This is a genomic window from Chryseobacterium sp. UF-290 (genome assembly GCF_058245615.1).
Window position 1 is genome coordinate 51,038 of record NZ_JBSICB010000001.1, and the last position, 13,998, is coordinate 65,035.

The 13,998-nt window shown below is 35.6% G+C and carries 17 protein-coding genes and 1 tRNA gene; 7 read left to right on the forward strand and 11 right to left on the reverse strand.

Annotated elements, in window-relative coordinates:
- Nucleotides 1-366 precede the first annotated feature (366 nt).
- The 3 genes from AC4IF5_RS00220 to AC4IF5_RS00230 all read left to right on the forward strand — a co-directional run bounded on the left by AC4IF5_RS00220 (nt 367) and on the right by AC4IF5_RS00230 (nt 2,955).
- Nucleotides 367-1,122, forward strand: coding sequence for a hypothetical protein (locus tag AC4IF5_RS00220; protein WP_490730633.1), 756 nt, complete (start codon nt 367-369; stop codon nt 1,120-1,122).
- A gap of 469 nt (nt 1,123-1,591) precedes the next feature.
- Nucleotides 1,592-2,029, forward strand: coding sequence for a MoaF-related domain-containing protein (locus AC4IF5_RS00225; RefSeq protein ID WP_490730634.1), 438 nt, complete (start codon nt 1,592-1,594; stop codon nt 2,027-2,029).
- A gap of 158 nt (nt 2,030-2,187) precedes the next feature.
- On the forward strand, nt 2,188-2,955 hold the full coding sequence (locus AC4IF5_RS00230) for a hypothetical protein (RefSeq protein WP_490730635.1): 768 nt from the start codon (nt 2,188-2,190) through the stop codon (nt 2,953-2,955).
- A gap of 215 nt (nt 2,956-3,170) precedes the next feature.
- Here AC4IF5_RS00230 and AC4IF5_RS00235 read toward each other — a convergent pair whose 3' ends face one another.
- The 5 genes from AC4IF5_RS00235 to holA form a co-directional block, all read right to left on the reverse strand.
- The gene (locus AC4IF5_RS00235) at nt 3,171-3,575 is read right to left on the reverse strand and encodes a helix-turn-helix domain-containing protein (RefSeq protein ID WP_490730636.1); all 405 of its coding nucleotides are present in this window, start codon (nt 3,573-3,575) and stop codon (nt 3,171-3,173) included.
- A gap of 330 nt (nt 3,576-3,905) precedes the next feature.
- Nucleotides 3,906-3,993, reverse strand: a tRNA-Ser gene (locus tag AC4IF5_RS00240).
- 377 nt (nt 3,994-4,370) lie between these two features.
- A complete protein-coding gene (locus AC4IF5_RS00245) occupies nt 4,371-4,748 on the reverse strand; it encodes a VOC family protein (RefSeq protein ID WP_490730637.1) in 378 nt (125 codons plus the stop codon).
- Nucleotides 4,749-5,177: 429 nt separating this feature from the next.
- Nucleotides 5,178-6,119 (reverse strand): thioredoxin-disulfide reductase, encoded by a 942-nt coding sequence (trxB, locus tag AC4IF5_RS00250; protein ID WP_490730638.1) that lies wholly within the window; start codon nt 6,117-6,119, stop codon nt 5,178-5,180.
- A 136-nt stretch (nt 6,120-6,255) separates the two neighbouring features.
- Nucleotides 6,256-7,293, reverse strand: a complete 1,038-nt coding sequence (holA, locus tag AC4IF5_RS00255) for a DNA polymerase III subunit delta (protein WP_490730639.1) — start codon at nt 7,291-7,293, stop codon at nt 6,256-6,258.
- A 7-nt stretch (nt 7,294-7,300) separates the two neighbouring features.
- On the opposite strand from holA, the gene AC4IF5_RS00260 reads away from it, so the two are divergent.
- The 3 genes from AC4IF5_RS00260 to AC4IF5_RS00270 all read left to right on the forward strand — a co-directional run bounded on the left by AC4IF5_RS00260 (nt 7,301) and on the right by AC4IF5_RS00270 (nt 9,415).
- Nucleotides 7,301-7,732, forward strand: coding sequence for a type I restriction enzyme HsdR N-terminal domain-containing protein (locus AC4IF5_RS00260; protein ID WP_490730640.1), 432 nt, complete (start codon nt 7,301-7,303; stop codon nt 7,730-7,732).
- Nucleotides 7,733-7,879: 147 nt separating this feature from the next.
- Nucleotides 7,880-8,491: an HAD family hydrolase gene (locus AC4IF5_RS00265; protein ID WP_490730641.1), complete on the forward strand. Its 612-nt coding sequence runs from the start codon at nt 7,880-7,882 to the stop codon at nt 8,489-8,491.
- Between the two features lie 180 nt (nt 8,492-8,671).
- Entirely contained in the window at nt 8,672-9,415 is a 744-nt protein-coding gene (locus tag AC4IF5_RS00270) for a dienelactone hydrolase family protein (RefSeq protein ID WP_490730642.1), read from the forward strand.
- An 87-nt stretch (nt 9,416-9,502) separates the two neighbouring features.
- On the opposite strand, the gene AC4IF5_RS00275 is transcribed toward AC4IF5_RS00270, so the two are convergent.
- From AC4IF5_RS00275 to AC4IF5_RS00300, 6 genes are all read right to left on the reverse strand, one after another.
- The gene (locus AC4IF5_RS00275; RefSeq protein WP_490730643.1) at nt 9,503-9,874 is read right to left on the reverse strand and encodes a cupin domain-containing protein; all 372 of its coding nucleotides are present in this window, start codon (nt 9,872-9,874) and stop codon (nt 9,503-9,505) included.
- The gene (locus tag AC4IF5_RS00280) at nt 9,871-10,398 is read right to left on the reverse strand and encodes a GNAT family N-acetyltransferase (RefSeq protein ID WP_490730644.1); all 528 of its coding nucleotides are present in this window, start codon (nt 10,396-10,398) and stop codon (nt 9,871-9,873) included. Before AC4IF5_RS00280 ends, AC4IF5_RS00275 begins: the two co-directional genes overlap by 4 nt.
- 1 nt (nt 10,399) lies before the next feature.
- The gene (locus tag AC4IF5_RS00285) at nt 10,400-11,002 is read right to left on the reverse strand and encodes a DUF2911 domain-containing protein (RefSeq protein ID WP_490730645.1); all 603 of its coding nucleotides are present in this window, start codon (nt 11,000-11,002) and stop codon (nt 10,400-10,402) included.
- A 29-nt stretch (nt 11,003-11,031) separates the two neighbouring features.
- Nucleotides 11,032-11,544, reverse strand: a complete 513-nt coding sequence (locus tag AC4IF5_RS00290; protein ID WP_490730646.1) for a methylated-DNA--[protein]-cysteine S-methyltransferase — start codon at nt 11,542-11,544, stop codon at nt 11,032-11,034.
- 41 nt (nt 11,545-11,585) lie between these two features.
- Nucleotides 11,586-12,134, reverse strand: coding sequence for a DinB family protein (locus AC4IF5_RS00295; protein ID WP_490730647.1), 549 nt, complete (start codon nt 12,132-12,134; stop codon nt 11,586-11,588).
- Between the two features lie 134 nt (nt 12,135-12,268).
- Complete coding sequence (locus tag AC4IF5_RS00300; protein ID WP_490730648.1) at nt 12,269-12,787, reverse strand: Crp/Fnr family transcriptional regulator; 519 nt, start codon at nt 12,785-12,787, stop codon at nt 12,269-12,271.
- Nucleotides 12,788-12,854: 67 nt separating this feature from the next.
- On the opposite strand from AC4IF5_RS00300, the gene AC4IF5_RS00305 reads away from it, so the two are divergent.
- Nucleotides 12,855-13,973 (forward strand): hypothetical protein, encoded by a 1,119-nt coding sequence (locus tag AC4IF5_RS00305; protein WP_490730649.1) that lies wholly within the window; start codon nt 12,855-12,857, stop codon nt 13,971-13,973.
- Nucleotides 13,974-13,998: the final 25 nt, after the last annotated feature.

Genomic DNA, 13,998 nt, shown 5'->3' on the forward strand with positions numbered 1-13,998 from the left:
AATATATTGATTTTTGTAGAAAAATAACAAGATTAATATTGTATTGTCATCAATACATTTAATTGATTTGAATAAATCTTATAAACTTATTAATATGAAAATTATTTGCATAGAAGATCGTATTATAGAAGTATTTCCAATGCATCCATAGGGCTAGAAATAAATTATATAAACAATAAATATAGGTACTGATATTTCCTATAGCAGTACTGAACCCTAAATTATTTCTGGAGAAACAGCGTCTAATTATGTTTTTGTCATTGGAAATAAAAGTATTCCAGAAATGTCATTCAAATTTCAGGTAATTGTATAAATGATCAAATTAATTATAGATAATAGTATAATTGACTTAAAATATATATAAAAATGGAAAATCAAAATCTTGAACAAAATCAAAAATCTAAATTTAATCCAATTATTAAGTCGGTATTAACAATAAGAAAAACAGTTAATGAAATAGGTGATATTGAAACTGATATTTTACATTTTGACAAAGAAGTATTGGATTTGATAGAGGATGCCGGAAAAATTATAATTGCTGAAAAAGAGTTAATGAGTACATGGTTACAAGAAAAGAATATTTTAATTGAAAATGTTAATCTTTTAAAAGAGAGATTGCAGGTTTTATCACAAAAACTTAAGAATAAAGATACCGAAGGACTCTCAGATTCATGGAATAAATACAAAAGCAATGTTGACACTGTTAAAATAAAGCTGTCTGAAATGGAAAATCTAGGACAAGTTGTATTTGTTGGAGATAAACTTCAAAATTGGGACGAAATTTGGGGAAAAATTGGGGAAAATCTTGAAAATTTATTAGATATTGCTGAAACAGTTAATATTAAATTATCATTAATAGAAAAATTAAGACCCGAAGAAATTGATGAGCTTACAAGTGAAGTTTTAAAATATATGCCTAAAAATATTACTATTGAAGAAGGTTATAAATATGAAAAAGAATATATTCAAGCATATAATGAATTAAAACAAGAAGCCTCTAAGAAAAAAAATCTATGGGATAAATTTCTAGACATACTCGCAGGAGGAGTTCAAGAAACTCCAGCTCATAGAGTTCAAATGAGAAGATGGTTAGAGGGAGACTCAGAAGATAATCCTCTTTAATAATAAGGAATATTTTTTGAGAAGAAGATTTTTGATAGTCGAAAAAGAATGTTTAATCCAGGCAGTTGAAATGTTTTTTTAAATTGGCATTAATGACGAAGAATATATTGACGAAAATATATATATGAAGAAATTCAGTTGAATGTGCTCTGACTGCATTATAAGTCCCAATGTCATTACCAACCTTGTACAATAAAAACAGATTAAGAAAAGCCAAATATTTTAAAAGAAGCAGATATTTTAATCTATTAATAATTACTATTTGATCATTACACTTTTTTTGCTTTTCGTGAATTGATCTCAAATAAAAATTTGTTTCCTGAAATTTTTTGTTTAAAAAGTGCTTTAATTAGTCTTGGTATTTTATTCAATCCCTTAATGAAAGATCTATATATAGAAATATCTCTTAAAAAAACAGATCATTATATTTTTTATCCACAAATAATTTTAACCTCAAAAATATATACAAATGAAATATCCAAAAATTATTTTAAGTCTTTTTTTCGCTGCAGCAACATTAAGTTTACTTACATATTCATGTAATAAAAAACAAGAACCAGCAAATGCGACACTGTTCGATATTAAAGGAAAAACCATTGTCTGGCACTGGACAAAAGGTGATTATGCAGGAGGAATATATAAAAATACATTCAATCAAAATGGAACAGTAGCATGGCAAAGTCTTGCAGGTGGTGAAAAAGGAGACTCTGGTATAGAAAAGAATTATAACATCTTCAATATATCAGACAATATCGTTTGGGTGTCTTGGTATGAGACTAGTAATGAAAAAGTCAAAGGCACAACAGTTTCCGTTATCCTAAACATTAAGAATAAAAAAGCATATGGTATTATCTCAAATGGGGACGGAGCTGTATCTCTATCAGGTATAATTGAATCTATTAACTAAACAAGTGCTTCCATTTTTTATCCTCCTTTTCTTTTAATTTTTTCATAGCAGACTTCATATAAAACAAAAAAAACATAACTATAAAGAATGGGAGATTAAAGGGTTGAAGTAATAAAAAAGAAAAACATAAGAAAAAAATTAACAAAAAAAACATTCAAATGAAAAAAAAATTACAATTACTTCTTATTTTATTTTTTAGCTTATCAAATGCTCAGGTTGGAATACATACGTCTAATCCTCAAGGGGTTTTTAATGTTGATGCTGCAAAAGATAATCCTAGTTCAGGCGTACCCTCTGCAGCACAACAACTAAATGATTTTACTATAACAGCATCTGGGAATGTTGGAATTGGTACTACTACACCAACTACAAAACTTGACATTAATAATGGTAATATAAACGGAGCATTGAAAATTGTTGATGGTACTCAGGGTGAAGGCCGAGTATTAACATCTGATGCCAACGGTATAGGGACATGGAGAAATTCTACGGTAACCAATGTTAATGGTGTTACGCCGAGTATTAACACTCCTTATGGTACATCATCGGATAAATATATGAATGCATTTATAGATTTACCACAAGGGAAATGGTTTGTATTTTTAGGCTTTCTTGTAAATGGAGCCAGTGGGGCTAATAGCCGGTATGCCTCTAGATTTACCTTATCAAGTTCTACTACGGCAATACAAGAAGTTGGATTTACTTTTATCAACAATAACAAATTTGTATTAACTCAGATATCCAATGGTCCAGCTGGTGCTGGAGGTTTTGGAATGTTTTCTTCAGGAATTATTAGAGTTGATGTTACAGCAAATTCCCAAAGGCTATATGTCTGGGATGCAAATTCAAGAGGGTTTGGAAATACAGCATCAACATCCCTCAATGATAATGGGGAAAACTATATTTTTGCTATAAAGGCAAACTAATTGAAATGAATTCTATAGAGGTGGGTAATTGTATTTGGTATTTTCTTGTATATACAAATATATCAAATACAAATCCACTCTAGTATAAAATAATTTATAGAATATAAACAGTATTTAAATTTTATATCTAGATACTATGACTTAAAAATAATAAAAAGTTAGTGAAGCACTATCGAAAAACTTTCTTGTATTCTTCGGGGGTAAATTGCGTTTTCTTACGGAATAAATCTTGAAAAGTAAGCCGGATCATTGTCCCCTAGATGATATGCAATTTCTTTAACGGAATTTTTCTTGGAGGAAATCAAACGTTTGGCTTCGGTTATAGTACTGTCTATTAACAATTGCTTTACGATTTGTCCAGTGTTTTTCACACAGATTTCGTTCAATCTTCTTTCACTTAAGCTGACGGCATTTGCATAAGAACTTACTTTCTTTTCCTGATGAAATTCCTGGTTGATTAAACGTAAAGCTTTAACGATCCGATCCGAATATGTGTTATCTTTTTCCCCTTTCAAACTACTGATATACAGTATAAATGCAGTACAATTAGCTTCTAGAATTTTTTTTAATTTTTTTTGAGAATAAAACAAAAGAAGTAAAAAGAGTTTATTGATAATCATTTAACAGAACCACATTCTATAAAGAATTTGGCACATTTGGTTGGAATGAACGATTATCATCTGAAAAAAGGGTTTAAGCATCTTTATAAAATGACTGTTTATTCCTAATATTATCCATAAAAGAATGGAGCGTTCTAAAAATCTTCTTTTACATAAAAATGGAAACGCAAATGAAGTAGCCCATCTGCGTAAAGTCACAATATTACCACAAAGATTTCGAGTTTTTTGAAAACTGTAGCAGTCGCTATATACAAAGAAATCCTGCAAATCATTGATTTTGCAGGATTTATCTATTTTCTGATGCTTTTTGAAAACTTTCGTTTTCCCAACTGGCGGAGAGTGAGGGATTCGAACCCCCGGACCTGTTACAGTCAACAGTTTTCAAGACTGCCGCAATCGACCACTCTGCCAACTCTCCCTGAACTCCGGTAGTACCGTCGTTTTCAGTGGTGCAAATATAGAATGATTTTTAATTTCTGCAAAACTTTTAGAGAACAAATTTTAACAAAACTTAATAATAGACTAAAAATCAGGTGAATTATTTTTTCCCTAATTATTAATCTATAATTTTCTATAGCCCCATCCTATCGTAAATAAAAAGAGTTGTCAAAAATTTTATTATGGGTCATATATGAGTTCTCATCTACGAGGCCAGTAGAAGCATTACCGGCCTGGTAAAAGACAGGATTAAAATTATAAAAGGAAAATATATCTTTAAGATTAATGATTATTCAACCTATAAAAAACTGCCCCTTATGGAAGCAGCTCTTTATTTTGTAGGAGATCGGTTGATTTCTACTCTCCTGCCGGTTCAAACAGTTCTATCTTGTTTCCTTCCGGGTCCATAATGTGTACAAACTTCCCATATTCATAGGTTGACACCTCATCCAATAGGGTCACTCCTTCTTTTTTGAGCTCTTCTACCAATGCTTCAATATTTTCCACGTGGTAATTGATCATAAAATCCTTTGCTGATGGTTCAAAATATTGGGTAGATTCCTTAAAAGGACTCCATAGCGTATATCCTTTTTTATCAGAATCTACTTCTTTCCAGTCAAATTTGGCTCCATACGGGCTGGTTTCTACCCCAAGATGTGTTTTATACCAATCGTTTACCTGTTCAGGATCTTTACATTTAAAAAAAATACCTCCGATTGCCGTTACTTTTTTCATTTTTTATTCGTTTTGTTAAGTTATATTAATAGAATACTAAATTCAAATCGTTTTGAAATTTCACAAATATATCAATGTTTTTATATGATTATTGCACATTTCCCGAATTTAATTTTGAAAAAGAAAAATAAGAATAAAATGATAAAAAGAGACTGCTTTTTTTAAAACAAAGCTTCAGATATCAGACTGTTTTATATCTAAGAAAGCAAAGAGAAACAGCGGCTTTACCAGGATCTGTTTTTAATCAGTTCATTCTTAATAACATATCAGCAGTTAAGTTTTTAACCATAAGAAACGGATGATTACATATATAAGAACCACTAAAAGCTTGATCTTTTGCAACGAATCTTTTTATTCGTGTATTATTCATGCTGGGAAAGAAAAAAGCGCACCTATTGGTACGCTTTCTATCTTATCAACCGAATCCTATTAGTGTAACTCAGCTAAATATTTTTCGGCATCCATCGCAGCCATACATCCGCTTCCTGCAGCTGTAATAGCCTGTCTGTAGATATGGTCCTGAACATCTCCCGCAGCAAATACTCCCGGAAGATTTGTTCTTGAAGATCCTTTTTCAGTAAGGATATATCCGTTCTCATCAAGATCAATCTGACCTGCGAAAATATCTGTATTCGGTTTGTGTCCAATAGCGATAAAGATTCCCTCAACATCTACAGTAGACTTCTCCTGAGTCTGGTTATTGATGACCACAGCTCTTTCTACCAAGCTGTTTTCCCCTTCAATTCCGATCAGTTCGTGGTGGAACTTCACTTCTATATTCGGAGTATTTTCCACTCTGTGGATCATTGCTTTTGAGGCTCTGAAAACATCTTTTCTCACCAGCATTGTTACTTTCTTACATAATTTAGCAAGATAAGTAGCTTCTTCAGCAGCTGTATCTCCTGCCCCTACTACCACAACGTCTTTTCCTCTGTAGAAGAAACCGTCACATGTAGCACAGGCGGAAACCCCGCCCCCGGCATACTTTTTCTCATCTTCCAGTCCTAAATATTTCGCAGTAGCTCCGGTAGAAATAATAACTGTTTTTGCCAGGATTTCTTTATTTCCTGCATATAATTTATGAACACCGCCAACTTCTTTGGAGAACTCAGCTTTAGTGATCATTTCGTAATGTACTTTGGTTTCAAATCTTTCTGCCTGTTTTTGCAGATCCATCATCATTTCAGGACCTGTAATCCCGGCTGGATACCCTGGAAAGTTATCAACTTCTGTAGTGGTTGTTAATTGTCCGCCCGGCTCCAAACCTGTATACAATTCAGGTTTTAAGTCTGCTCTTGCTGCATAGATGGCAGCTGTGAAACCAGAAGGTCCAGATCCTACGATCACACAATCTAAAATGTTTTGCTCCATAAATTTATTTGTTCGAAAAGATTTTAATTAAATTAAGACCGCTAATTTCGTAATTTTTACCGGCTTTTTAAAGTTATTTTAATGATAGTTGTCAATAAGAGATATGCGGATTGTCAATGATTCTCACCCCTCCTAACTACACCTTCATCTTAATCTTATCCACATGAATGATCTTATACACTAGCTCTTTGATCAGTTCTGCCTCACCCATGTTCACCGCACCAAGCCCTTTTCCTTTCATATCAAATTCTCTTAAAATAGAAATGACTCTTGTAGCATGTTTTAAAGGATAAAGCCTTGCGCTTTCCGCATAGTCTTTAATAAAATAAGGATTCACTCCCATCTGGGAAGCAATAGTCTGCGGAGGCTGCCCCGCCATTGTCTGGTAAATGATGACATTGGAAAAATAATTGTAAAGGCTGGCCAGCATCATTACAAAAGGATTGTTCTTAGGGTTCTTCCCCATAAAATGGGCGATTTTAAAGGCCGCATTGGCATTTTTTGTTCCTAAGGCCTTCTGAAGTTCGAAAATATTGTATTCCTTGCTGATCCCGATATGATTTTCAATAATGGTTCCGTCCAGCACCTCATCTTCCTTAAGGATGATTTTCAGCTTGTTCAGTTCATTTGCAATTCTGGAAAGATCGTTTCCTAAATATTCCGCCAATAGATGGGAAATATTGGGTGCCGTTTTAATCTTAAGCTTTGTACATTCATCGGCAATCCATTTCGGAAGATTACTTTCCTTTACCGATTCACTCAGAAAAAGGGCTTTTGCCTTTTCCAGGGCTTTGGTTGCTTTTTTCCTGCTGTCCAGCTTTTTATGCTTATGGGCAAAAACCAATACTGTAGAAGGGACAGCATTTTCTACATAGGACTCAAGAATTCTGTTTTCCTCCTCATTGAATTTAAGATCCTGAGCTTCTTTAACGATGATTACCTGCTTGTCTCCCATCATTGGAAACTGCCTTGCCAGAGACAGAACCTCCTGATAAGAAGTATCTTTTCCATAAGTAACGGTTTGGTTGAAGGCTTTTTCATCTTCTTCCAAAAAGTTGTGTTCAAGGGCTTTTACAGCGACATCAATAAAGTAGGCTTCTTCTCCGTGGAAAAAATAAATCGGTAAAACTTCTTTATTTTTAATATTTTTGAGGATTAAATCTAATTCTTTCATCTTATTAATGGAACTTCCAAAACTGAATTTTCAGGAAACTTTTGATTTTAAATTCAAGAAAGACAAAGATAAGTTTTTTATTTATGATTTGGTTCGTAAAACTTATCTTCTGCTCACTCCCGAGGAATGGGTCAGACAGCATTGGATTCATTATTATCTTACGGTAAAATCCTATTCTACTTCGGCACTGATCACCGAAAAAAAAATTGTTCTGAATGGTTTGACCAAAAGAATCGACCTTCTGATCACTGAAAAAACAGAGCCCGTAATCCTGATCGAATGCAAAGCACCCCAGATCAAACTGACGGAAAAAACCTTCGAACAAACCGCCAGGTATAACTCCATCATCGGAGCCAGAGAGATTATTCTGACGAATGGTCTCCAGCATATCAATGCATATTATGAAAATGGACAGTATCAGTTTTATAGACCTGAGTAAAGGCTAAGATTAAGACTGAGCAAAAAATTCTGTTTCACAAATATTACAGTTGAAGAGATGATAATTTTCCGCCACAAAAGGATGATAAAACAAAGATTTAACGGAGTAGTTTACTAAACAACAGGTAAATTCAACACAACAATACATATGAAAATAAAAAACATCATTTTCGACTTCGGAGGTGTACTGATGGACTGGAATCCGAGATATTTTTTCAAAGATTATTTCAACGATGATGAGAAAATGGAATATTTCCTTGAAAATATCGCACAGGATGAATGGAATATTGAACAGGACAGAGGAAGGGCCCTTACAGAAGGAACCGAAATCCAGGTGAAAAAATTTCCTGAATGGGAAAAAGAGATCAGGGCCTATTATGACAACTGGACGGTAATGCTGAAAAGTGATATCCCTCAGAATGTAGAAGTCCTGAGAAAGCTTAAAAATACGGATTATCAGTTATTCGGGCTGACTAACTGGTCTGCAGAAACGTTTCCTTATGCTTTGGAAAATTATGATTTTTTTCAAATTTTCGATGGTAAAATTGTCGTTTCGGGAACAGAAAAACTGATCAAGCCCGATCCTAAAATATGGCATGTATTATTAGACCGGTACAACATACAGGCAGATGAATCTGTTTTCATTGATGATAATCCCAAGAATATTGAGATCGCTCAGTCCTTAGGTTTTGAGACGATTCATGTGACACCGGATACCAATCTGGAGCAGGAACTCGCCGGTTTAGGGATTAAGATATAAGATATTCCAAATAAAAATATAAATCTCCTCAATTAAGTTATTTTTAATTAATTTAGTTGAGGATTTTTTGGTTGACAGGAGGAAAATTTTTCTTTTACCGGTTTTCGCAGATGACAAAAACTAATTGGAGGCTGTGATCACGTCAGCAGAAAATGATTTAAAACCATTACCCAATAGAATATGATACGTTCAATCTTATTAACCACATTGATTATGGCTTCAGGAGCTCTTTCCAGTCAAAAACTTAAAACAGTATCCTATCAGGACGGTTCTCAAAAGCTGAATGGCCTGATCACTTCCAATGCCGGGAAAAAACTTCCGGGAGTTTTGATCCTTCCGGCATGGAAAGGAATAGACGAAGAGGCAAAAACTGCAGCCATTGAACTTGAAAAGCAAGGGTATATTGCTTTTATCGCTGATATTTACGGTAAAGGAAAGATTCCGGCTGACAATGAAGCGGCTTCCAAAAGTTCAGGCTATTATAAACAGAACTATCAGGAATACCAGAAACGGATTTCCTTAGCGTTGGAGCAATTGAAAAAAAATGGAGCAATCTCTGATAAAACGGCAGTCATTGGCTATTGTTTTGGAGGTACCGGAGCATTGGAATCCGCAAGAGGAAATTTACCTGTAGCCGGCGTTGTATCTATTCATGGAAGCCTTGCCAAAGACCAAAGCAGAAAAAATGAAAAAATAACCGCTAAAATCCTGGTTGAAAATCCTGCTGATGACAGAAGTGTCACGCCTGAAGATTACAACAACCTGATCAAAGAAATGAATGAAGGAAATGCAGACTGGCAGATTATTACTTATGCTCATTCCAAACATACCTTCACCGATCCGAAATCACCGGATTATAATGAAGTAATGGCTAAAAGAGCATGGAATCACACGCTGATGTTCCTGAATGAAATTTTGAAATAATAATTCAATGTAACAGTGTATCAATATACCAATGTACCAATCCGGAATCATTGGTACATTGGTATATCGTCTGATTGTTATATTATATTAATCCATTCCTTCTTCCTCTCTGTTTACCAGTTCCATAGAAAACGCAGGAAGACAAATGGCAAGATATTCACAAGGTTCTGAAAACGGATTGCTGTAGCGGATTCTGGCTCCTTTTTCAACAAGGATGCTCTGTCCTTTTTCCAGGACTATCGTCTCACCATCTATTTCAAACTGCTTTTTTCCTGAAATGATGTAGGTAAATTCATCAAACTCTGGCGTCTGATGGGGCTCACTCCAGTCCGGAGGAGCTACCATATGAGCGATCGAAACATTGGAATTTCCTGTAGAATTTCCCCAATGTTCCTCAATAAACTTCCCGTCATGAGTAGGCACTACAAACGGAGACTGCTGAATTCTATATTTTTTCATACCCAATCTTCTTTTTTGATTTCATATACAAAGTTGGTCCGTGTAGGTTCTCCGAAATAAGCCACTTCTTCTTCAGCAATCTTATTCCCACCAAGCCTCTCCAAAGCCGTTTGTGAGCGGAAATTTTCTTTCCCGATATGAAAATGAACCTTATCGACAAACTGGAAAATATAATCCAGCATCAGTTTTTTAACTTTTGGATTGATCCCTTTTCCCCAGGATTTTGTTCCGTAAAAAGTATACCCAATGAAAATATGATGGTCATCTTCATCGAAATTATAATAACGGCTGCTTCCCAATACATCACCGGTAGCTTTCTCTACAATTTTAAAAGCTCCCCCACTCTCCATGGCGCCTTTGAAAAAAATCTCAAAAACCTCTCTTTTATACCGGTCTTTATTAGGATGCTGCTCCCATACCTCAGGGTCCGACGCCACCTCATATAAAGATTCAAAATCCCCTTGCTGTAAGGGGATTAATTGATAGTCTTCATTCTCTAAAACAGGCTGAACAGAAAAATTCATTTTAGCTTTTTTTAGTAGAGTCTGATTCTATTTTTTTGATTTCTTTCAATTTATCAGAAATCTTGATCACCGTATCCAGCTTGGATGGCTTCAATGGGACTTCGGCCTGGGCCATATCCCACTTGATCACTAAGTTTCCTGAGTTTTCATCTGTAGGGTTAAGGGTAATTTCAAACCACTCCTGCTTGTCTGCCAGTTTACTAACCGGTACGGTAACATCTACCACATCCTGCTTAGGATCATAAGTATAAGCTCCCCACTGCTGGAAATCTTTATTCAAAATAACCTTCCATTCTTTTTCCGTAGGCACAATGAATAGTCCATACGTTCCTGCCGGAACCGTTTTTCCTCCGAAATTAACGGCCTGCCCGAATGTGATTTTTGTAGATGAGTTCGCTCCTGCTCTCCAAACCTGGCCATAAGGAACCAACTCTCCAAAGATTTTACGCCCCTTCACTCCCGGTCTTCCGTAATCGATCGTAATCTTGGACATTGAAAACTGCTGCTCCACTTTCTGGCGCGGACTTGCTGCCGGTACAGAATAGTCCTGTGCAAAACTGAATGCTGAAACTGAAATGCAAACTGCTGCTAATAACTTTTTCACGTGTAAATTTTTGCTTAAAATTACAAAAATCAAAACAAAATAGCTTTCTCTAATTCCAATAATTTTTGCTTTCTCCAGATTCCACCCGCATATCCTACGAGATCTCCATTGGAACCAATCACACGGTGACAGGGTATTAAAATGGCTATTTTATTAATTCCATTAGCTGTTCCTACGGCCCGGATCGCTTTCGGATTTCCTAAAAATTCAGACTGCTGCTTATATGTTCTGGTTTCCCCCATCGGAATTTCACGAAGGAGCTGCCATACTTTTTCCTGAAACTCAGTGCCGGTAGTATATAACGGTACATGAAACTGTTCTCTATTTCCTTCAAAGTATTCTTTAAGCTCATCTTCCAGCTGTCTGAAATGGATATGCTCTTCTGCTACAATTTCCGCATTCAAGGCTTTTGATAAAGATCTGAACTGCTTTTCAACATCTTTCCGGTCTGTAAATTCAAGCAGACAGATTCCCTTATCCACCGCACAAGCTATCATTTCTCCCAGTGGAGTCTGTATCGTTTTTTGATATATAGTTTCCATTAGATTAAAATTAAGCTTTTTTTGGAAATCGGATCTGCTTTTTATCGGTTGGCCCAAACTCTTTTCACTTGTTCTATATGTCTTGCATTATGATAAATTATAAAACGGAGAGTATCCCCGAGTTTAAGCTTGATGAGTTTTGAGATGCTGATGCCTGTTTTTGTCTTTTCCAGATCAACATTTCCTGCCTTTTCCAGTAGCTCAAGCAATTGCTTTTGTTGTATGATAAATTCTTCTATCACATTTCGGTTCAATTGGCTATGAATAGGGTTCATGGCTTTCAGGGTTTTCATCTTGTTGAGCTTTCCCTTTGGAAGCATGCTTTTAGCAAAGTAGTTCCCTAGAATTCCAGGCTTGAAGAAAGGCTGTGAAGCTGTTCCGGAACCTGATATTTTATTGGTGAGTTCCGGAATATAGAAGTCTCCGTAGCGGTTAAGATGTTCCAGGCATTCCAATGCACTCCAGCTGTCCGGTGAAATTCTGAAGTTCAGATCATTCTCCGGCTTATGTAAGAGAGTCCCGGCATATTGCATGTGCTCCCGGGTTCTGTTTTTTAATTCATCTAACAAATCTGAGGTTGAAATTTTCATCTGTTTATTATATTTTTAAAGTCAGATCAAACTTCACATGTCATTCCCAATACAGGAAATTGATCATGCTGTGTTTCATTACACTTCTTTGATGCAAAGTTCCTGATCTGTTTACTTTTAAATATTGACTGAACTCAAGATTTTTTAAGTCTCGATAAAGTTTCCGGTGACATTCGCAGATAATTGGCAATGTATTTATTGGGAACTTCCTGAAACAGCTTAGGACTCCGCTTTAAAACACGTTTATAACGTTCTCCCGGAACATTGATCAGCAGATCCTTTTCTCTTTCCAGCTGTTGAAGCACCAGGTCCTCCAGAACATTCATCCAAAATTTCATCTGCTCTTCACCGGATCGGATGAATTCATAAAAATCTTTTTTAGCAGCCACTCTCACAGTTGTTTTCTTGATAGCCTGAATATAAAGATCTGAAGGTTTTCCGGAAAGGAAAGAATCCAGAGCAACAATAATATTCCCGGTATATCCGAAGCGGATAATCCTTTCTTCGTTTTCATCCGTCATAAAGATCCTTACGCTGCCCTTTTCTATAAAATAAATATGTGTATCCGTGCTTCCTGAGATCTTCAGGAACTCATACCTTCTGAATTCTTTCTTTTCCCAATGAATGCCGCTTTGAAGCAATTTTTCAACCATTTCATTTTATTATTTGCTGTTCCAAAGATAATGGGTAATTTTAAAGGGATAAACACGAATCACTATAATGCTCAAAAAAACAGTTCTTTTTCTTCTTTCTGCCGGGTTTTCCGGAGTGAAAGCGCAGCAAACAATTCCTTTCAGGATCACAAAACATAATAGAAAGCTTATGAAGATCAACACAGCCATAGCGCTTTTATTATTTCCACTGGCTATTCTCAGCTGCCGGAAAGAAGAAAAAAAGACCGTTGAAAGTCCTGCAAAACCTGCTACAGATTCTGTCAGAACCACAAAAGTTGAAGATAAAATAGACTACAGTAATTTTAATATTTACAGCATCGGCCTCATTTCTTCTGCACAGAAAGACGCCCTGTCAGATGTCTTTATTTCCGTATCGGATATCTATAATGATCCTCATTCTATACAGGAAGACATCTTTAAGAAACAGAAGAGCATTCCTTTTGATCAGCTGCAGTATCTGGAACTCGACCCAAAGCACAGAAAAAAGATGCTGGATGGTCTTCATCTTACTGAAAGAGATTCACTCTATCTCTTCAATTATGAATTCAACAAACTTCAGAAACTTCCATTAAATAAGCTGAAAGCGGTTGCGTATTTAGATCCTTATTCTATGGAGGGTGAAGATTTGGATCCGGGGTATTACATGCTGGGATTTCAGCTTGAAGCTCAACAAAGCAATGAGGTCTATGACAAATATAATAATGCAATTGCTTATTTTGGAAATAAAAATCCTTTCATTGAGGGTAAAATGCAGGCTATCGCATGGAAAAAAGCAGGCGCTGATATTGCAAAAAAGTACTTTACCCATTCAAAGCTGAAACCCGGAAATACCTACCAGGCCCAATATGAGAATCAGACCTATTATATGCAGGACTACCTTGAAAATGAAATCATTATGGAGCGTAAACTGGTGATCGTCAATGACCATAATGAAAAGACATTTGAAAAAACAATCACAACGGCCGGAGGTGATGGTGCGGAATTCACTCCACTTAACGGAATAGAAACTGATGCTGCCAATGCAATGCAGTGGACAGGTTATCTTTTCAAGGGGAAACCTCCTGTAATATTTGGATTTATCAGCCATTCATTCGGATGCCCTTCTATTACATTTTTGGGTAAAGATCAGAAAGATATGCCGATTAATTGTGATAACAGACATTAAGGGGCAAAAGAGCGAAATTGCAAAA

Coding starts and splice junctions, on each gene's coding strand:
- AC4IF5_RS00220 (WP_490730633.1), top strand. CDS start 367: ATGGAAAATCAAAATCTTGAACAAAATCAAAAATCTAAATTTAATCCA.
- AC4IF5_RS00225 (WP_490730634.1), top strand. CDS start 1,592: ATGAAATATCCAAAAATTATTTTAAGTCTTTTTTTCGCTGCAGCAACA.
- AC4IF5_RS00230 (WP_490730635.1), top strand. CDS start 2,188: ATGAAAAAAAAATTACAATTACTTCTTATTTTATTTTTTAGCTTATCA.
- AC4IF5_RS00235 (WP_490730636.1), bottom strand. CDS start 3,575: ATGATTATCAATAAACTCTTTTTACTTCTTTTGTTTTATTCTCAAAAA.
- AC4IF5_RS00245 (WP_490730637.1), bottom strand. CDS start 4,748: ATGAAAAAAGTAACGGCAATCGGAGGTATTTTTTTTAAATGTAAAGAT.
- trxB (WP_490730638.1), bottom strand. CDS start 6,119: ATGGAGCAAAACATTTTAGATTGTGTGATCGTAGGATCTGGACCTTCT.
- holA (WP_490730639.1), bottom strand. CDS start 7,293: ATGAAAGAATTAGATTTAATCCTCAAAAATATTAAAAATAAAGAAGTT.
- AC4IF5_RS00260 (WP_490730640.1), top strand. CDS start 7,301: ATGGAACTTCCAAAACTGAATTTTCAGGAAACTTTTGATTTTAAATTC.
- AC4IF5_RS00265 (WP_490730641.1), top strand. CDS start 7,880: ATGAAAATAAAAAACATCATTTTCGACTTCGGAGGTGTACTGATGGAC.
- AC4IF5_RS00270 (WP_490730642.1), top strand. CDS start 8,672: ATGATACGTTCAATCTTATTAACCACATTGATTATGGCTTCAGGAGCT.
- AC4IF5_RS00275 (WP_490730643.1), bottom strand. CDS start 9,874: ATGAAAAAATATAGAATTCAGCAGTCTCCGTTTGTAGTGCCTACTCAT.
- AC4IF5_RS00280 (WP_490730644.1), bottom strand. CDS start 10,398: ATGAATTTTTCTGTTCAGCCTGTTTTAGAGAATGAAGACTATCAATTA.
- AC4IF5_RS00290 (WP_490730646.1), bottom strand. CDS start 11,544: ATGGAAACTATATATCAAAAAACGATACAGACTCCACTGGGAGAAATG.
- AC4IF5_RS00295 (WP_490730647.1), bottom strand. CDS start 12,134: ATGAAAATTTCAACCTCAGATTTGTTAGATGAATTAAAAAACAGAACC.
- AC4IF5_RS00300 (WP_490730648.1), bottom strand. CDS start 12,787: ATGGTTGAAAAATTGCTTCAAAGCGGCATTCATTGGGAAAAGAAAGAA.
- AC4IF5_RS00305 (WP_490730649.1), top strand. CDS start 12,855: ATGCTCAAAAAAACAGTTCTTTTTCTTCTTTCTGCCGGGTTTTCCGGA.